General features: G+C 73.1%; 17 protein-coding genes. 10 read left to right on the top strand and 7 right to left on the bottom strand.

Going from position 1 to position 17,008, the window contains the following annotated elements:
* Nucleotides 1-18 precede the first annotated feature (18 nt).
* The 6 genes from hpaD to IEY98_RS13965 are packed head-to-tail and all read left to right on the top strand — an operon-like array spanning nucleotide 19 to nucleotide 5,617.
* A complete protein-coding gene (hpaD, locus tag IEY98_RS13990) occupies nucleotides 19-870 on the top strand; it encodes a 3,4-dihydroxyphenylacetate 2,3-dioxygenase (protein WP_189210860.1) in 852 nt (283 codons plus the stop codon).
* Nucleotides 867-2,273, top strand: a complete 1,407-nt coding sequence (locus IEY98_RS13985; protein WP_189210859.1) for a fumarylacetoacetate hydrolase family protein — start codon at nucleotides 867-869, stop codon at nucleotides 2,271-2,273. The genes hpaD and IEY98_RS13985 overlap by 4 nt, the downstream gene beginning before the upstream one ends.
* Nucleotides 2,270-3,199: a 4-hydroxy-tetrahydrodipicolinate synthase gene (gene dapA, locus IEY98_RS13980; RefSeq protein WP_189210858.1), complete on the top strand. Its 930-nt coding sequence runs from the start codon at nucleotides 2,270-2,272 to the stop codon at nucleotides 3,197-3,199. The genes IEY98_RS13985 and dapA overlap by 4 nt, the downstream gene beginning before the upstream one ends.
* On the top strand, nucleotides 3,196-4,671 hold the full coding sequence (gene hpaE, locus IEY98_RS13975) for a 5-carboxymethyl-2-hydroxymuconate semialdehyde dehydrogenase (RefSeq protein ID WP_189210857.1): 1,476 nt from the start codon (nucleotides 3,196-3,198) through the stop codon (nucleotides 4,669-4,671). The genes dapA and hpaE overlap by 4 nt, the downstream gene beginning before the upstream one ends.
* Nucleotides 4,668-5,249: an SDR family oxidoreductase gene (locus IEY98_RS13970; RefSeq protein ID WP_189210856.1), complete on the top strand. Its 582-nt coding sequence runs from the start codon at nucleotides 4,668-4,670 to the stop codon at nucleotides 5,247-5,249. Before hpaE ends, IEY98_RS13970 begins: the two co-directional genes overlap by 4 nt.
* The gene (locus IEY98_RS13965; RefSeq protein WP_189210855.1) at nucleotides 5,246-5,617 is read left to right on the top strand and encodes a nuclear transport factor 2 family protein; all 372 of its coding nucleotides are present in this window, start codon (nucleotides 5,246-5,248) and stop codon (nucleotides 5,615-5,617) included. The genes IEY98_RS13970 and IEY98_RS13965 overlap by 4 nt, the downstream gene beginning before the upstream one ends.
* 2 nt (nucleotides 5,618-5,619) lie before the next feature.
* Here IEY98_RS13965 and IEY98_RS13960 read toward each other — a convergent pair whose 3' ends face one another.
* The gene (locus IEY98_RS13960; protein ID WP_189211783.1) at nucleotides 5,620-7,527 is read right to left on the bottom strand and encodes an ABC1 kinase family protein; all 1,908 of its coding nucleotides are present in this window, start codon (nucleotides 7,525-7,527) and stop codon (nucleotides 5,620-5,622) included.
* A 732-nt stretch (nucleotides 7,528-8,259) separates the two neighbouring features.
* A complete protein-coding gene (locus tag IEY98_RS13955; protein ID WP_189210854.1) occupies nucleotides 8,260-9,288 on the bottom strand; it encodes a family 2 encapsulin nanocompartment cargo protein polyprenyl transferase in 1,029 nt (342 codons plus the stop codon).
* 195 nt (nucleotides 9,289-9,483) lie between these two features.
* Between IEY98_RS13955 and IEY98_RS13950 the strand changes: the two genes are divergently transcribed.
* Nucleotides 9,484-10,107, top strand: coding sequence for an L-threonylcarbamoyladenylate synthase (locus IEY98_RS13950; protein ID WP_189210853.1), 624 nt, complete (start codon nucleotides 9,484-9,486; stop codon nucleotides 10,105-10,107).
* Between the two features lie 117 nt (nucleotides 10,108-10,224).
* On the opposite strand, the gene IEY98_RS13945 is transcribed toward IEY98_RS13950, so the two are convergent.
* The 3 genes from IEY98_RS13945 to IEY98_RS13935 are packed head-to-tail and all read right to left on the bottom strand — an operon-like array spanning nucleotide 10,225 to nucleotide 12,266.
* Entirely contained in the window at nucleotides 10,225-10,806 is a 582-nt protein-coding gene (locus IEY98_RS13945) for a TetR/AcrR family transcriptional regulator (protein WP_189210852.1), read from the bottom strand.
* A gap of 15 nt (nucleotides 10,807-10,821) precedes the next feature.
* The gene (locus tag IEY98_RS13940; RefSeq protein WP_189210851.1) at nucleotides 10,822-11,016 is read right to left on the bottom strand and encodes a ferredoxin; all 195 of its coding nucleotides are present in this window, start codon (nucleotides 11,014-11,016) and stop codon (nucleotides 10,822-10,824) included.
* Nucleotides 11,013-12,266, bottom strand: a complete 1,254-nt coding sequence (locus tag IEY98_RS13935) for a cytochrome P450 (RefSeq protein ID WP_189210850.1) — start codon at nucleotides 12,264-12,266, stop codon at nucleotides 11,013-11,015. Before IEY98_RS13935 ends, IEY98_RS13940 begins: the two co-directional genes overlap by 4 nt.
* A 170-nt stretch (nucleotides 12,267-12,436) precedes the next feature.
* Here IEY98_RS13935 and IEY98_RS13930 point away from each other — a divergent pair, with 170 nt between their 5' ends.
* Entirely contained in the window at nucleotides 12,437-12,973 is a 537-nt protein-coding gene (locus tag IEY98_RS13930) for a hypothetical protein (protein ID WP_189210849.1), read from the top strand.
* Nucleotides 12,974-13,178: 205 nt separating this feature from the next.
* Here IEY98_RS13930 and IEY98_RS13925 read toward each other — a convergent pair whose 3' ends face one another.
* Nucleotides 13,179-13,766, bottom strand: a complete 588-nt coding sequence (locus tag IEY98_RS13925; RefSeq protein ID WP_189210848.1) for a TetR/AcrR family transcriptional regulator — start codon at nucleotides 13,764-13,766, stop codon at nucleotides 13,179-13,181.
* 118 nt (nucleotides 13,767-13,884) lie between these two features.
* On the opposite strand from IEY98_RS13925, the gene IEY98_RS13920 reads away from it, so the two are divergent.
* Entirely contained in the window at nucleotides 13,885-15,276 is a 1,392-nt protein-coding gene (locus IEY98_RS13920) for an MFS transporter (protein WP_189210847.1), read from the top strand.
* A gap of 11 nt (nucleotides 15,277-15,287) precedes the next feature.
* Nucleotides 15,288-16,079, top strand: coding sequence for an SDR family oxidoreductase (locus tag IEY98_RS13915; RefSeq protein ID WP_189210846.1), 792 nt, complete (start codon nucleotides 15,288-15,290; stop codon nucleotides 16,077-16,079).
* Here IEY98_RS13915 and IEY98_RS13910 read toward each other — a convergent pair.
* A complete protein-coding gene (locus IEY98_RS13910; protein ID WP_229786895.1) occupies nucleotides 16,076-17,002 on the bottom strand; it encodes a LysR family transcriptional regulator in 927 nt (308 codons plus the stop codon). The two genes, IEY98_RS13915 and IEY98_RS13910, sit on opposite strands and share 4 nt — an antisense overlap.
* Nucleotides 17,003-17,008: the final 6 nt, after the last annotated feature.

The following is a 17,008-nucleotide window of genomic DNA, read 5'->3' as shown; positions in this document are numbered from 1 at the left end:
TCAGCCGGAGGTTCCCACATGGGCGAGCTGGTGCTGGCGGCCAAGATCACGCACGTCCCGTCGATCTGGCTGTCCATCCACCCGGGCAAGCACCACGGCATCCGCAGGCCCGCCGAGCTGGGCCTGGCCGAGGTCGGCCGCCGCGCCCGCGAGCGCGGCGCGGACACCTTCCTGGTGGCCGACTCGCACTGGATGAACAGCATGGGCTTCCACGTCAACGCCAAGGCCCGCCACCAGGGCAGCTACGCCTCCCACGAGCTGCCGCACTTCATCCGCGACCTGGAGTACGACTACCCGGGCTGCCCCGACCTGGCGGCGCTCATCGTGGAGGAGATCGTCGCAGGCGGACAGCGGGCCATGGCCCACGACGTGCGCGACCTGGGCCTGGAGTACGCGACGCTGGTGCCGATGCACTTCATGAACCGCGCCGAGGAACCGCTGGCGGTGGTCCCGGTGGGGTGCAACATCTACTCGACCATCGAGGAGAACCGCCAGGTCGGCGCGGCGCTGCGCCGCGCGGTGGAGCGCAGCGACCGCAGGGTGGCGTTCCTGGCCAGCGGCTCGCTGTCGCACCAGTTCCCGCCCAACGAGGTGTCCCACCGCTTCCTCGACCGGATCAGCGACCCGTTCAACGAGCAGGCCGACCGGGTCGTGCTCGACCAGTGGCGGGAGGGCCGCATCGCCGAGTTCCTGGCCGCCCTGCCCGCCTACAACGAGCGCTGCACGGGCGAGGCCGCGATGGCCGACACGGCGATGCTGTTCGGCATGCTCGGCTGGGACGCCTACACCGGCCGCGGCGAGCAGCTGTGCGACTACTTCCCCAGCAGCGGGACCGGCCAGGTCATCGTGGACTTCCCGGTGGACGCATGAGCGCAACGGCACCGGGCCACCCGCTGGGCCTGGCCCCCTCCAAGATCATCGCGGTGCACCTCAACCACCGCTCCCGCGCCGCCGAGCGCGGGCGGTACCCGGCCGAGCCGTCGTACTTCCTCAAGCCGCCGTCGTCGCTGTCCTGGACCGGCCGCGACCTCATCCGCCCGCGCGGCACCGAGCTGTCGGCGTTCGAGGGCGAGATCGCCCTGGTCATCCGCGCCCGCGCGCAGCGCGTCGCGCGCGCCGACGCCGCCGCCCACATCGGCGCGCTGGCCGCGGCCAACGACTTCGGCGTGCACGACCTGCGCTGGGCCGACCGCGGCTCCAACCTGCGCAGCAAGGGCGCGGACGGCTACACCCCGATCGGCCCGGTGCTCATCGACCCGGCCGGGGTCGACCTGTCCGACCTGCGGCTGCGCACCTGGGTCAACGGCGTGCTGGTGCAGGACGCCTCCACCGCCGACCTGCTGTTCGACTTCGCCCACCTGATCGCCGACCTCAGCGCGACCATCACGCTGGAGCCCGGCGACGTCATCCTCACCGGCACCCCGGCTGGCGCGACCGTGGTCCACCCCGGCGACGTGGTGGAGGTGGCCGTCGGCGACACCGAGCCGCTGCGCAACACCGTCCGCGAGGACGGCGACCCGCCGGTGCCGCCGCGCGCGGGGCCCGAGGAGCGCGCCACCGCGCACGGCGCCGCGGTCCGCCCGCTCAAGGCGGAGACCGAGGCCGCGCTGCGCCGCGTCTCGACCGCCACGCTGTCCAGCCAGCTGCGCAAGCGCGGGCTCGACCACACCTTCCTCTCCGGCCTCGCCCCGTCCCGGCCCGACATGCGCCTGGTCGGCACCGCGCACACGCTGCGCTTCCTGCCGCTGCGCGAGGACCAGTTCGCCGAACGCGGCGGCGGCATGAACGCCCAGAAGCGGGCCGTGGAGACCATCGGGCCCGGCCAGGTGCTGGTCATCGACGCCCGCGAGGACCCGGGAGCAGGCACCCTCGGCGACATCCTCGCCCTGCGCGCCCTGCGCCGCGGCGCGGCGGGCGTGGTCACCGACGGCTGCCTGCGCGACAGCCCCGCCTTCGCCGACCTCGACCTGCCCGCCTACAGCCGGGGCAGCCACGCCGCCGTGCTCGGCCGCAGGCACGTGCCCTGGTCGGTCGGCGACGCCATCGCCTGCGCGGGCGTGCTGGTGCGCCCCGGCGACGTGCTCGTCGGCGACGCCGAGGGCGTGCTGCTCATCCCCGCCCACCTCGCCGACGCCGTCGCCGCCGACGCGCTCGCCCAGGAGCGCGAGGAGCGCTACATCCTCGCCCGCGTCGACGCGGGCGAGTCCATCGACGGCCTGTACCCGCTCAGCCCGGCCCGGCGCGCGGAATACGAAGCAGGAGCCACCCCATGAAGTTCCGATCCGACCCCGCGGCCGTGCGCGGCTCGATCGCCCCGCTGGTCACGCCGTTCACCGCCGACGGCGAGCTGGACACCGACAGCCTGCGCGCGCTCGTGCGCTGGCAGCGCGCGGCGGGCTCGCACGGCATCTCCCTCGGCGGGTCCACCGGCGAGCCGGGCGCGCAGAGCACCGCCGAGCGGGCCGCCGCCATGCGGGTCGTCGCCGAGGAGACCGCCGACGAACTGCCGTTCCTGCCGGGCACCGGCTCGGCGAGCCTGGCCGACACGCTGGAGCTGACCGGCCTGGCCCGCGACCTCGGCGCGGACATCGCGCTGGTCATCACCCCGTACTACGCCCGGCCGACCCAGGAAGCGCTGGTCACCTGGTACGGGACCATCGCGCGGGAGTACCCGGACCTGCCGATCGTGGTCTACAACGTGCCGTCGCGCACGGCCGTGGACATCGCCCCGGAGACGGTGTTCCGGCTGCGCAAAGCGCACGACAACATCGTGGGCATCAAGGAGACCACAAAGGACTTCGAGCACTTCTCGCACGTGCTGCACCTGTGCGGGCGCGACTTCCTCATGTGGTCGGGCATCGAGCTGCTGTGCCTGCCGCTGCTGGCCATCGGCGGGTGCGGCTTCGTGAGCGCGCTGGCCAACCTCGCGCCCGCCGCCGTGGCCCGCATGTACGAGCTCTACACCGCGGGCGAGCACGACGCGGCCATCGACCTGCACTACCGCCTGCACCCGCTGGTGGAGCTGCTGTTCGTGGAGACGAACCCGGCCCCGGCCAAGCACGTGCTCGCCGACCTCGGCGTCATCGCCTCCGGGCACGTCCGCCCGCCGCTGATCGCCCCCACCCCGGCTGGCCTCGACCGCATCGCCGCGCTGCGCGCCCAGGCCGCCGACCTGCTCGCCCCAGGAGTCCCCGCATGAGCATCCCCACCGAACTGCTGCACCACATCGACGGCAAGGACGTCCCGAGCGTCGGCGGCGAGACCTTCGGCGTCGGCGATCCGGTCTTCGGCGAGGAGTACGCCCGCTGCGCCGCGGGCCAGGCCGCCGACATCGACCTCGCCGTCGCCGCCGCCCGGCGGGCGTTCACCGACGGCCCGTGGCCCGGCCTTCCCGCGCGCGAGCGGGCCGCGACCCTGGTCCGGATCGCCGAGGCGATCGAGGCCCGCGCGGACGTCCTGGCCCGGCTGGAGAGCTTCGACACCGGCCTGCCCATCACCCAGGCCAAGAGCCAGGCCCACCGGGCCGCGGAGAACTTCCGCTACTTCGCCGACGTGATCGTCGCCCAGCACGAGGACGCCTTCCTCGCGGGCACGCGCCAGGTCAACTACGCGATCCGCCAGCCAGCGGGCGTCGCCGGGCTGATCACACCGTGGAACACGCCGTTCATGCTGGAGACCTGGAAGCTCGCGCCCAGCCTCGCCGCCGGGTGCGCCGTGGTCCTCAAGCCCGCGGAGTGGTCGCCGCTGTCGGCGAGCCTGCTGCCCTCGATCATGGCCGAGGCCGGGGTGCCGGACGGGGTGTTCAACCTCGTGCACGGCATCGGCGAGGAGGCGGGCGCGGCGCTGGTCGCGCACCCCGACGTGCCGCGGCTGTCCTTCACCGGGGAGAGCGCCACCGGGCAGATCATCATGCGCGCCGCTGCCGAGCACCTCAAGGAGGTGTCGATGGAGCTGGGCGGCAAGTCGCCGTGCGTGGTCTTCGCCGACGCCGACCTCGACCGCGCGCTCGACGCCGCCGTGTTCGGGGTGTTCTCGCTCAACGGCGAGCGCTGCACGGCCAGTTCGCGCGTGCTGGTGCAGCGGGAGGTGTACGAGGAGTTCGTGGCCGCGCTGGCCGCCCGCGCGTCCGCCGTGCGCGTCGGCCCGCCGTCCGACCCGGCCACCGAGGTCGGCGCGCTCATCCACCCCGAGCACCACGCCCGGGTCATGGAGTACGTCGAGATCGGCAAGCGGGAGGCCCGGCTCGTCGCGGGCGGCGGCAGGCCCGACGGGCTGCCGACCGGGACCTACCTCGCGCCGACGGTGTTCGCCGACGTGCCGCCGGACGCGCGGATCTTTCAGGAGGAGATCTTCGGCCCAGTGGTGTGCGTGACGCCGTTCGACACCGAGGAAGAGGCCGTGGCCCTGGCCAACGCCACCCGGTACGGCCTCGCGGGATACGTGTGGACCGGCGACCTCGCCCGCGGCCACCGGGTGGCGCGGGCGGTGCAGGCGGGCATGGTCTGGGTCAACTCGCACAACGTCCGCGACCTGCGCACCCCCTTCGGCGGCATCAAGGCCAGCGGCGTCGGCCGGGAGGGCGGGGCGCACAGCATTGACTTCTACAGCGACCTGCGCGTCGTCCACGTCGCCGTCGCCGACCTCGCGGCGCCCCGGTTCGGCGCGCCGTGACCGTCGTCGCCCTCGTCACCGGGGCGGGCGGCGGGGTCGGCGCCGCGGTGGCCCACCGGCTCGACGCCCTCGGCGCGCGAGTCGCCGCGCTGGACGGCGACTCGACGTCGGTGGAGCTGACCGGGGGAGCGCTGTGCCGGGGCATGGCCGTGCACGCCGACGCCGCCGACCCGGTCCAGGTCGACAACGCCGTTGCCGCCGTCGTCGAGCACTACGGGCGGCTCGATCTGCTGGTCGTCACGGCGGAACCGGGATGCCCCTCGGTGCTCGCCGACCCGGCGTCGGTGACGGACGACGAGTGGCACATCGCGCTCGCCGCGCAACTCGACAGCGCCTTCTACGGCGTCCGCGCGGGTCTGCGGGCGATGCGCGGGCGCGGCGGCCACATCGTCGCCGTGCACACCGCCTGCCCGCACCTGCCGCAGCGCGCCGCCGCCTCGGGCGGGGTCGCCGCCATGGTCCGCCTCGCCAATCGCGCCGGGGACGGCGTGCGGGTCGACGCGGTCCCCACCGGCTGCCCGCCCGACCCCGCCGCGGTCGCCGACGCCGTGGCCGTCCTCATGAAGGAGTCCCGATGACCCTGTTGTCCACGGTCCGCGCCCACTACGCCGCGTCCGCGCGCGGCGACCTGGCGGGGATGCTCGCCCCGATCACCGAGACCAGCCGGTGGACAGAGGCGGCGGGCTCGGAGTACGCCGGTGTCTACACCGGACCGGACGCGGTGCGCGCCGGGGTGTTCGAGCGCATCGGCGCCGACTGGGCCGAGTTCGCGGCCACAGTGGACGAGGTGGTCGACGGCGGTGACATCGTCGTGGCGATCGGGAACTACACCGGCGTCCGGCGCGGGACGGGGAGGGCGGTCGAGGCCCGCTTCGCCCACATCTGGCGGCTGGCCGACGGGGTGGTGTCGTTCGAGCAGGTCGCCGACACCGCCCGGCTGGCCTGAGGTCAGCGTCTGGACTGGTTGCGGAACACCACGTACAGCAGGCGCAGTCCGACCAGCGCGCTGACCACCAGCAGGTTGTACCCGATCAGCTGGTTCAGCGTCAGGCCGGTCAGCACGAGCGGGCCGCTGTCGGAGGCGAGCAGGATCGCCGCGATCAGGCCCGCGCCGAGGCCGAGGAACGCCAGCAGCACCTCGTGCACCAGGCCGGTGACCACCGCGCGGTCGCGCTCGTCGGCGAACAGCCGCACGCCGACCGAGAGCCGCCCGTCCTCCAGCGCCCCGCCCACGCGGTCGAGGCGGCGCGGCAGCCTGCGCAGCACCGGCAGCAGCGTCATCGCCTCGTGCGTCAGCGTCTCGCGCAACGTCTCCGGCCGCAGGTTCGCCCCGATCTGGCCCGCGGCGAACTCGCGGGCGGCGCCGACGATGTTGAAGCCGGGGGAGAGCCGGGCGAGCGTGCCCTCCAGGGTGCCGAGCGCCCGGAACACCGCCGCGATCGGCGGCGGGACGGCGAGGCGGAACTCCGCGACCACCCGGAACACCTCGGTGAACACCTGCGCGTCCGGCGCGGCGTCGTGGCTGAAGTGCTTGGCCACCAGCGCGCCGAGCGCGCGCTCCAGCCGGTTCTCGTCGATCTGCTCCGGCCGGTCGACGATCTGCAGCAGGCCGTCGCGCAGTCCCGCCGGGTCGCCGCGGTCGAGCGCGACGAGCAGCGCCTGGATGCCCGCGCGCAGCCCGGCGTCGAGCCTGCCGACGGAGCCGAAGTCCAGCAGGCCGAGCGCGGGGCCGTCGACCAGCAGGACGTTGCCCGGGTGCGGGTCGGCGTGGAAGACGCCGTGCAGGGTGATCTGGCCGAGCACGCAGTCCAGCAGCGAGCGGGCCAGGTCGGCGCGCTGCGCGGCGGGCAGCGCCTGGGCGTCGGTGAGGGGTTCGCCGACCATCCGGTCCATGACGAGCACGCGGTCGGTCGACAGCTCCTCGTGCACCCGAGGCAGCGCGACGGTCGGGTCCGGGGTCGCCGCCCGCACGGCGGCGATGTTGCGGGCCTCCACCCGGAAGTCGAGCTCCTCGGTCAGCGCCTCGGCGAACCCGTGGGCGAGGTCGATGACCCCCAGCGACCGCGCCCACGCCGCCCGCGCGTCCAGCGCGGTGGCGACGCGGTGGGTGATGTCCAGGTCGCGCTCCACGACCTCCCGGATGCCGGGCCGCTGCACCTTGACGACCACCTCGGTGCCGTCGTGCAGCCGCGCCCGGTGCACCTGCGCGATCGAGGCCGCGGCGATCGGGGCGCTGTCGAACTCGGCGAACACCTCCGACGGCGGGGCGCCCAACTCGTCGGTGAGCACCCGCTCGATCTCGGCGACCGGCACCGGGGCCGCCTGGGTCTGCAGGCGGCTCAGCTCGGTGATGTAGGCGGGCGGCAGCAGGTCGGGGCGGGTGGACAGGACCTGTCCCAGCTTGACGAAGGTGACCCCGGCCTCCTCCAACGCCCGGCGCAGGCTCCGCGCGAGCGCGGCCTCCCGGTGGATGCCCTCTCTGCGGTCCCGCCGCCCGGACACGTACGGCGCCAGCCCGTGCCGCACGGTGATCCGCGAGATCCGCGAGTACCGCCGCGCCCTGGCGAGGCCCCGGCGGATCGCCCGCACCCGCCCGATCACCCCGAGCCCGCTGCCGCTGGGCACCGCCATCTCGGCGATGAACAGGAAGATCAGCGTGGCCAGGAACGCGGTGCCCGCCAGCGGGATGAGCAGCCCGATGGTGGCCCCCGGCTTGCGCGACCACTCCTCCACCGGCAACGCCGACACGGCCCCGGTCGCCACCGACCACCCGATGGCCGCCCCGACTAACGCCCGAACCACCCCGACCCGCACCCCGAGCACCCGCCGAGCCGCCACCACGATCGGCCAGTACATGAGGACGTAGACGGGGAGCGTGAGCAACCCCAACAACACCGAGTTCACGCGATCACGACCCCCGATTCACCGCTGCGGACCACCTGATCCCACCACAACGGACCCAAGCCCGACCGCACGGCCGGAGCGAGGCGGGGTGCAGGGGCATGGGGAGGGGGACGAGCGGGGTGGAACCGGACCGGCGGGCACCACAACGACCGCGAACACCGCCCGGCCTTCCCGGGCCACGACCAGACCGTGCCTGCACTGTCTCCAGCATCAACAGGGCCGCGCGCAGTGGGGGCCAGCCCGCCGACGGCGCACTCGGCGACCAGCAGCAACCTTGCCCGCGCTACCGCGCTGCCCACCTGCAGCGACCGTGGTCCCGGCCGAGTGCGATCTCAGGTGGCTTCCGCCGACCAGCAGTGCAGGCTGCACTCCGGTCCCGCTTGGCGGTAAGGCGCGGGAGAGACCTTTCGCCGAGGGCCCGGTGTGGTGTGGGGAGCCAGCTGCTCTCCATCGGGCACGATCGCCTTCCATGCGTGGCCGAGTGTGGCTCCCGCCAGCAGCGCTGGGCTGCACCAATCCCCGTCCTTGGTGGGTAAAGCGCGAAACCCATCGGCCGAGGACCCGGTGTGGTGTGGGAGCCAGCCGCTCTCCGCCCGGCACGAGCATCACTCATGCGTGTTCCGGGTGGTCGGGTCATGGCGCGACTGTTATCCCCTCCAGCCCCCCGAGGCTGGTGTGGAAGCCCTAGTGGTCGCGGTGGGTGATCAGGTCCGCCAGGGCCGAGAGTTCCGCCGCCGGGCGTTCGTTCACCGCGCCCAGGCGGAGGGATTCGGCGGCTCGGGCGTGGTGGGTGGCGATTTCGTCGCGGCACCAGGCGCGGCCGCCCGCCTCGGCGACCAGGTCGGCGGCGGTCGCGGCGGTTGCGGGGGCCAGGGGGTCGGGGGTCAGGTACAGCTCGGCCAGGCGGTCCGCCGCCGGGGACGTGGTGCGCAGCGCGGCGACCACCGGGAGGGACTTCTTGCGGCTCACCAGGTCCGAGTGCACCGGTTTGCCGGTCACCTCCGGGTCGCCCCAGATGCCGAGGAGGTCGTCGACCAACTGGAAGGCCAGGCCGATGTGCTCGCCGAACGAGCGCAGGTGGGCGACCTGTTCCGGGGTGCCGCCGCCGTACAGCGCGCCCAGGCCGGTAGCGCAGCCGAGCAGCGCCGCCGTCTTCTGCTGCGCCATGCGCACGCACTCGGGCAGCGTCACGTCCGTGCGCGTCTCGAACGACAGGTCCGCCGCCTGCCCGTCCTGCACCGCCAGCACGGCGTGGGACAGCGCGGTCGCCGCGGGGCGGAACGCCGGGTGGCCGTCCTCGGCCAGGACCTCGTACGCCAGCGTCAGCAGCGCGTCGCCCGCCAGGATCGCCTGGCCCGTGCCGAACACGCACCACGCCGTGGCGCGGTGCCGCCGGGTGCGGTCGCGGTCCATGACGTCGTCGTGCAGCAGCGTGAAGTTGTGCACCAACTCCACCGCGACCGCGGCGGGGACGGCGTCGGCGACCGCGCCGCCGACGGCGGCGGCCGAGCACAGCGTCATCGTCGGCCGGATCGCCTTGCCCTGGTCGGCGTCGAGCTGCGTGCCGTCGGCGTCCCACCAGCCGAAGTGGTAGCCGGCGATGTGCCGCATGGTTCCGGGCAGCCTGTCCACCGCCGCACGCAGCGCGGGGTCGAACAGCGCGCGGCCGTGGGACAGCACGTCACGGGCGCTGGGGCGCACATCGAGGGTCATTCGCCGGTCTCCGCTCACAGTCCGATTCGGCACGTCACCGGGTGACCTCCGCGAAGCTAGCAGCGGGCGGGGGAGCCCAATAGTCGCCGGATAGGATGTCGTGTGTCCCACCCGAACCGCCTAGTTGATCGACTTTGGGTAGTCGTCCTGGCCGGGATGCGGCACTTTCGGGTAATGGTCCGTAAGCTCCAGCGCATGGCGAAGTACTTCGACGTGCACCCGGACAACCCCCAGCGGCGCTCGATCAGCCAGGTGGTCGACCTCCTGCGCGCCGACGGCCTCATCGCCTACCCGACCGACTCCTGCTACGCGTTGGGCTGCGTGCTCGGCAACCGGGACGGCATCGACCGCATCCGCTCGATCCGCGGCCTCGACGACCGCCACCACTTCACCCTGATGTGCCGCGACTTCGCCCAGCTCGGACAGTTCGCGCACGTGGGCAACACCGTCTTCCGCGCCATCAAGGCCGCGACGCCGGGCAGCTACACGTTCATCCTGCCCGCGACCAAAGAGGTCCCCCGCAGGCTGATGCACCCGAAGAAGCGCACGGTCGGCGCGCGCATCCCGCAGCACCCGGTCGCCCAGGCGCTGCTGGCCGAACTCGGCGAGCCCATGCTGTCGAGCACGCTGCTGCTGCCCGACGAGGCCGAGCCGATGACCCAGGGCTGGGAGATCAAGGAGGCGCTCGACCACGTGCTCGACGCCGTCGTGGACTCCGGCGACTGCGGCACCGAGCCGACCACCGTGGTCGACTTCTCCGACGACGAGCCGGTCGTCCTGCGCCGCGGCGCGGGCGACCCGGACCGCTTCGAGTCCTAATCGGACGTCCTCAGTCGAACGGCACGGCTCAGGCGGGCGGCACGCCGAGCAGTTAGCAGGCCACCGGCGACGGCACCGGAAGTGCGAACTCGGCACGGCTCAGTCGGTCGGCAGGGCTCAGTCGAACGGCAGGGCCATGGCCGCGAGCACGTCGGCGACCTGGTCGGTCAACGGGGCCGCGTCGGGCTCGTCCTCCCACAGGTGGCTGGCGACCCGCAGCGCGGTCAGGAACGCCGCGGCCATCAGCCGGGGCCGCAGCGGGTCGGCGTCGGGCATGCGCGCGGAGATCGCGTCGGCCAGATCGTCCTCGGTGGCGGTGAACAGGGCTATCTGCTCGGATAACAGCGACGGGTGCTTGCGCAGCGCGCGCATCTTGGCCAGCCGGTCCGGGTCGCTGAACTCCGCGCACAGGTCCAGCGCGGCGGCGGTGAGCGCCTGCCACGGGGTGTCCTCGGCCGGGCGCTCGCGGACCATGGTGACCAGCTGGGCCATCCGGCGGCGGTCGTCGTAGAGGAGCGCCTGCTCCTTGCCGCCGAAGTAGTTGGAGAACGTCCGCCGGGACACCATCGCGGCGTCGGCGATGGCCTCGACGGTGACCCGGTCGAGGCCGTGCGCGAGCGTCAGTGCGACCGCGGCCTCGTGCAGCGCCTGTCTGGTCGCCGCCTTCTTCCGCTCGCGCAGGCCTCCACCGGTTTCCACGCCGGGGATGTTATGTCAATCCCCGCTCAACTCAATGGCCCCGGAAGGACATTGGTCGACGGCTTCCCGCACAGCGGGAAGGTCGTCGGCCCCGGGCTGGCCCAACAGGACCACGGTGCCGTCGCTCTCGTCCTGGTCGAACACCTTCGGCGCGCGCAGGGCGCACAGCCCGGCCCCGATGCACACCGAGGTGTCCGCGCGGACGGTCACGGCGCGTCCCAGGCGACCGGGAGCGCGTGCACGCCGTAGATCGCCATGTCCGTGCGCAGCGGCACGTCCTCGGCGGGCACGGCCAGCCGCAGCCCCGGGAGCCTGGCCAGCAGCTTGGTCAGGCCGATGGTCATCTCGATCCTGGCCAGCTGCTGCCCGAGGCACTGGTGCACGCCGTGCCCGAACGCCAGGTGCGGCCCGCGCTCGCGGGCCACGTCCAGCGCTGCCGGGTCGGCCCAGTGGCCGGGGTCGCGGTTGGCGGCCGGGACCGAGATCATGACCGTGCTGCCCTCCGGGATCAGCACGCCGCCGACCTCGATGTCCTCGGTGGCGACCCGGGACGGTCCGGCGTGGATGATCGACAGGTGCCGCAGCAGCTCCTCGACGGCGCGGTCGGCCAGCTCCGGGTTCGCCCGCAGCGCGGCGAGCTCCTCCGGGTGCTCCAGCAGCGCGAAGGTCCCGAGGCCCAGCATGTTCGCCGTGGTCTCGTGGCCCGCGATCAGCAGCAGGTTGGCGATGTTGACCAGCTCGTTGTCGTTGAGGTCGCTGTTGGTGATCAACCCGGAGATCAGGTCGTCGCCGGGCGCCCGCCGCTTCTGCAGCACCAGGCCGCGCATGAAGTCCTGGAGCCGGTCGCGCAGCGTCAGGACCTCGCTGATCGGCACGTCCAGCGCCAGCAGCTTGGCCGCGCACTCCTGGAACTCCGCGCGCTGCTCGTAGGGCACGCCGAGCAGTTCGCAGATCACCAGCGACGGCACCGGCAGGGCGAACTCGGCGACGAGGTCGGCGCTGGTGCCGCCCGCGAGCATCGCGTCGATCCGCTCGTCGACGATCTCGGCGATCCTCGGCTCCAGCATCCGCATGCGCCGCACCGTGAACTGGCCGGTGAGCAGCTTGCGGTAGCGGGTGTGGTCGGGCGGGTCCATCGAGATGAACGAGCCCGCCGAGGACTCCTCCGACATCAGGTCGTCGCGCTGCTCGTCGGTCAGCCCGTCCATGCGCGAGACCAGCCTGCGCAGATCGGAGCTGAACCGGGTGTCGCTGAGCACGGCGCGCGCCTCGGCGTGCCCGCTGACCAGCCAGACCTTCGTCCCCTCGCCGTTGGTCACCTCGGCGACCGGTCCCTTCGCGGCCTGCTCGCGCAGCGCGGCGGGCGGGTCGAACGGGGTGTCGCGGTCGAAGAACGGCCGCGGCAGCGGCAGGCGGAAGCTCGGTTCGGCGCGGTCGGGTGTGGTGGTTGCCCCAGTCATTGACGTCCCCAATCGTCGTGAAGGGCTGACACCACCCACTGTAGCGAGCCGAACACGATCACGGGGAAAGTTTTCGCAGTGGGCAAGATCATTTTTACGCAACGCTGACGCCCCGACCCCACGGCCCGGCCGGGGCAATCCGCTGATCGGGTGGAAGTACGATGTGGACCATGTCGATGGGTGCGGACGCGCCGCTGGAGCCGGGGGCCCGCCACGCGCACCTGCTCGCCCGCTACGAGCTGCAGCGGCGGGAGGCCGAGACGGTCGACCACGAGCGGGTCGCGCGGGTCGACCGGGCGGTCAGGGAGTTCCCGGTCAGCGCGTACGCCGCGTCGGTGCTGCCCGTCCCGCTGCCGGTCGAGCGCGCGGAGAAGCTGCCCCGCGCCCAGCGCCACACGCTGCCGAGCGGCTACACGGTGCGGTACGAGCTGCTGGAGTTCCCCGGCGAACTGCGCGGCTGGCTGATCGACCCGACCCTCGCCGTCTCCATCCACGGCACGACCGTGCACCCGATCTACGAGCCGGTGGGCAAGCAGACCGACGCCGCACTACAGCCGCTGTCACGACGCGGCCCGGGCGCGCCTGCGGTGACGGCGCGCATCGCCGGGTGGCAGGTGTTCCCGGCGCCGCTGTCGGTGGAGGCCCCGACCGGCTCGGTGCCGCTGGAGCGGCTGCTGGCGGACTTCCTGAGCGGACGCGGGCGGTAGGTCAGGCCGATCGTTCCGACGGCGCGGTCGCCCACATCGGTGAAGGCGTTCGCCCGCGATAGATCGGGCCGATCGTTCCGGCAGTGGGCTGTGGGCGATCTCGGCGGTGAAGGTTCCGCCGCGCGGTGGGTCGGGTCGATTGTTCCGGCAGCAGGCGTGGGCGATCTCGGCGCGAAGGTTCGTGCCGTGTGGGCGGCGTCGTAGGTCAGGCCGACCGATCGGCCAGTGCGCTGCGGACGACCTCTTCGGCGAAGGCGCCCGCTGCGCGGGCGGCGCCGTTTCGGCCCTGGGCGAGGCCGTTGGTGTAGATGCCCTCGATGATCAGCAGGATCCGGTCGGTCAAGGTCTCGGGGTCGCGGGCGCCCGCGCGGGTCGCCAGGTCCAGTAGGCGCTCGCGCATGGTCGCGAAGTGCTCGGCGGCGACCTTGTGCGCGGGGTGGGCGGGGTCGGGGAACTCCGCGTGCGTGTTGTGGATGCCGCAGCCTCGGTAGTCCGGCTCCAGCACCTTCGCCGCGGTCAACTCGACCAGCGCGACCAGGTGGCCCGCCGGGTCGTCCTCGCGGCCGACGCCCGCCTGCTCGTACATACACGCCCACGTGTCCCGGCAGCGGGTGAGATAGGCCACGACGAGGTCGTCCTTGCCCGCGAACTCCCGGTAGAGCAGGTTCTTGCCGCAGCCGAACTCGTCGATCACCTGCTGCATCCCCACAGCGTGCACGCCATGCGCGGTGAACAGCCGGGTGGCGACATCCAGGATGCGCTCCCGCGCGTCGGGACTGGGCTTCCTCGGCATGCTTCCCACTATATCGGACCGCCCGGTCCGTAAGCCTTGACACGAGCGCTGATCATCCCGAAGGATTCGGACCGATCGGTCCCGGACCGGTCGGTCCGAAATCTGAGGGGAGTGTTCGATGACCGTGATCACGGTCGAGGGGGACAGGCTCACCGGCCGCGCCAGGGGCGCGCTGCTGGTCCTGTGCGGCGCGTTGTTCCTGGACGCGCTGGACGTGTCGATGAAGGGGGTGGCGCTGCCCTCCATCGGCGCCGACCTGGGGATGGGGCCCGGCGCGCTGCAGTGGGTGGTCAGCGCCTACGTGCTGGGCTTCGGCGGGTTCCTGCTGCTCGGCGGGCGCGCGGCCGACCTCTTCGGCAGGCGGCGGGTGTTCCTGGTGTCGCTGGGCTTCTTCACCGCGGCGTCGGCCCTCGGCGGGTTCGCCGACGACGGCCCGCTGCTCGTCGCCGCCCGGCTGGTGACCGGGATCAGCGCGGCGTTCACCCTGCCCGCTGGCCTGTCGATCATCACGACCAGCTTCGCGGAGGGCCCCGCACGCAACAAGGCGCTCGCGCTCTACACCGCGACCGGCGCCACCGGCTTCTCCATGGGCCTGGTCGTCGGCGGCGTGCTGACCGAAGTGGACTGGCGGTGGGTGTTCTTCGCGCCGGTCGTCATGGCCCTGCTGACGCTGGCGGCGGGCATCGCGCTGGTGCCCGTCGGCGAGGCGCCCGAGCGCACGTCGCGGTTCGACGTGCTGGGCGCGGTGACCAGCACGGGCGCCCTGCTGGCCCTCGTGCTCGCCCTCGTCCAGGCGCACGAGTGGGGCTGGGCGACGCTGATCGCGCTGGGCGTGTCCGCTGCGCTGTTCACGCTGTTCGTCGTCGTGGAGAAGCGCACGGCGCACCCGCTGGTGCGGCTGTCGCTGCTGCGCTCGCCCGCGCTCATGCGGGCCAACGTCGGCGCGATGTCGCTGCTCGGCGGCTGGGTCAGCGCGCTGTTCGTCCTCACCCTCTACATGCAGGACCTGCGCGGCTGGTCGGCGCTGGAGACCGGCCTGGCGGTGCTGCCCGGCGGCGTGGTGACCGCGGTGCTGGCCCCGAGGGTGGCCGCGCCGCTGGTCAACCGGTTCGGCACGACGCCGGTCGTGGCCGCCGGGCTCTTCGCCGCGGTCGCGGCCTACGTCCTGCTGCTGCCCATCGGCCTGGACTCGGGCTACCTGGCGATGCTGCCCGCGTTCCTGCTCGCCGGGTTCGCGTTCACCCTCGCCTACGGCCCGCTCAACATGGCGGCCACCCAGGGCGTGCCCGCGCACGAGCAGGGCCTGGCCGGCGGGATCGTCAACACCTCCTTCCAGGTCGGCCCCGCGCTCGCCCTGGCCGCGGCCACCGTCGTGCTGCAGCTCAACGCGGGCGACGGCTCGCCCGCCGCGCTGCTGTCCGGGTTCCGGGCCGCGCTGCTCGTCCCCCTGGCCGTCGCCGTCGTCGGCACGGCCGTCACCCTGCTGGGCCTGCGCGCCCGCCGGAGCTGAGGAGAACCACCATGGACCTGAACCTGTCGGGCAAGACCGCCGTCGTGACCGGCGGCAGCAAGGGGATCGGCCTGGCCACCGTCCGGCTGCTCGTCGACGAGGGCGTGACCGTGGTGAGCGGCTCGCGGACCGTCACCCCTGAGCTGAAGGAGACCGGCGCGATCCCGATCACCGTCGACCTGTCCACACCGGACGGTCCGGCCACACTGGTCGGACAGGCGCTCGCCGAACTCGGCGGCATCGACATCCTGGTCAACAACGTCGGCGTCGGCAGCACGGACGAGATCTCCCAGGGCGCGCTCACCTCGCTGCTCGACCTTCCGGAGAGCGCCTGGCACCGCACGTTCGAGCTGCACTTCTACAGCGCGCTGCGGGCGGTCCGGGCGGCGCTGCCGAGCCTGGTCGAGCGCGGGGGCGTGGTCGTCAACGTCTCCTCGATCGCCGCGCGCGACATCACCACGGGGCCGTTCGACTACGCCGTCGCCAAGGCCGCGCTCAACGCGTTCACCAAGGTCGTCGCCCGCCAGTACGGGCCCCAGGGCGTGCGGGCGCTGACGGTCTCGCCCGGCCCCGTCAACACCGGGGTGTGGACCGACGACGACGGGCTCATCGCGCGGCTGGCCCGCGAGCAGGGCCGAGGGCACGCGGAGTTCGCCGCCGAGACGATCGCGAACCTGGGCGCGGCCACCGGGCGGATCACGACGCCGGAGGAGGTGGCGCGGCTGATCGCGTTCGCCGCCTCGCCGAACAACCTCACCGGCGCCGAGTTCATCATCGACGGCGGGGTGATCAGCCAGCTCTAGTTCCGCGCGGCGAGGTAACGGCGGTATTCCGGGGATTTGTACGCTTCCTGCCAGTACGCCGCCGTCACCTCGGCGTGGAGCTCGCCGCTGCGCTCGGCCACGAAGGTGTTGCGCCGCCAGGCGAGGACGTGCCTGCGCATCAGCACGTCGCCGGTCAACGGCCGGACCTCGATGCCGGGGTGCACGTCGAGGCAGGCGGGCTGGGCCAGCCCGACCGCCCCGGCGCGCACGATCATCTGCGCGACCGCCTGGGAGTTCACCTGGTGGGCGATCGTCGGCACGAAGCCGAAGTCGGCGCAGGACTCGATGAAGTACTCCCGGAACGGCGCCGACGAGCTGCGCGCGCCCATCACCAGCGGCTGGCCGTCGAGGTCGTCCAGGGTGAGCATCTCCTTCTCCGCCAGCCGGTGCCCTTCCGGCAGCAGCACGAAGGTCGGCTCGGTCACCACGACGGCGGTGTCGACCGCGGCGGGCACCGGCAGCTCGCGGCCCGGGTAGTCCTTGATCATCGCGATCTCCACCCGGTACTCGTCGAGCAGCGACACCAGCCGGTCGCTGCTCTCGTCGTTGACCACCGCCACCTCGGAGATCTCCGGCCAGACGGTGGTCATCGCGGCGGGCAGGCGCGGGACGACCGTGCTGCAGACCGCCGCGATCCTGGTGGTCGCGGGCGGCCTGGTCGAGCACGTGCGCTGCTTGATGTCCTCGAGCAGCTGGTCCATCTGCGGCAGCACCGCGGTGATGCGGCGCAGCAGCAGCTCGCCGATGGGCGTGGCCGTCACCCCGTCCTGGCGGCGCTCGAACAGCTGGTAGCCCAGCATCTTCTCCAGCCGGTTGAGCTGGGCGTGGACGGCGGGCTGGGTGATGCCCAGGCGGACCGCGGCCCGGGAGAGGCTCCCGGTGTCCGCGATCGCCCGGAGCACCCGCAG

Origin of the sequence: Actinokineospora fastidiosa (assembly GCF_014648415.1) — a bacterium.
Lineage (GTDB): Bacteria > Actinomycetota > Actinomycetes > Mycobacteriales > Pseudonocardiaceae > Actinokineospora > Actinokineospora fastidiosa.
Note: the sequence above shows the minus strand (reverse complement) of the source record. Positions and strands in the feature narration are given on the sequence as shown.

Excerpts from the sequence above, each read along its gene's own strand:
- hpaD (WP_189210860.1), top strand. The coding sequence starts at position 19 with ATGGGCGAGCTGGTGCTGGCGGCCAAGATCACGCACGTCCCGTCGATC.
- IEY98_RS13985 (WP_189210859.1), top strand. The coding sequence starts at position 867 with ATGAGCGCAACGGCACCGGGCCACCCGCTGGGCCTGGCCCCCTCCAAG.
- dapA (WP_189210858.1), top strand. The coding sequence starts at position 2,270 with ATGAAGTTCCGATCCGACCCCGCGGCCGTGCGCGGCTCGATCGCCCCG.
- hpaE (WP_189210857.1), top strand. The coding sequence starts at position 3,196 with ATGAGCATCCCCACCGAACTGCTGCACCACATCGACGGCAAGGACGTC.
- IEY98_RS13965 (WP_189210855.1), top strand. The coding sequence starts at position 5,246 with ATGACCCTGTTGTCCACGGTCCGCGCCCACTACGCCGCGTCCGCGCGC.
- IEY98_RS13960 (WP_189211783.1), bottom strand. The coding sequence starts at position 7,527 with ATGTACTGGCCGATCGTGGTGGCGGCTCGGCGGGTGCTCGGGGTGCGG.
- IEY98_RS13955 (WP_189210854.1), bottom strand. The coding sequence starts at position 9,288 with ATGACCCTCGATGTGCGCCCCAGCGCCCGTGACGTGCTGTCCCACGGC.
- IEY98_RS13950 (WP_189210853.1), top strand. The coding sequence starts at position 9,484 with ATGGCGAAGTACTTCGACGTGCACCCGGACAACCCCCAGCGGCGCTCG.
- IEY98_RS13935 (WP_189210850.1), bottom strand. The coding sequence starts at position 12,266 with ATGACTGGGGCAACCACCACACCCGACCGCGCCGAACCGAGCTTCCGC.
- IEY98_RS13930 (WP_189210849.1), top strand. The coding sequence starts at position 12,437 with ATGTCGATGGGTGCGGACGCGCCGCTGGAGCCGGGGGCCCGCCACGCG.
- IEY98_RS13925 (WP_189210848.1), bottom strand. The coding sequence starts at position 13,766 with ATGCCGAGGAAGCCCAGTCCCGACGCGCGGGAGCGCATCCTGGATGTC.
- IEY98_RS13920 (WP_189210847.1), top strand. The coding sequence starts at position 13,885 with ATGACCGTGATCACGGTCGAGGGGGACAGGCTCACCGGCCGCGCCAGG.
- IEY98_RS13915 (WP_189210846.1), top strand. The coding sequence starts at position 15,288 with ATGGACCTGAACCTGTCGGGCAAGACCGCCGTCGTGACCGGCGGCAGC.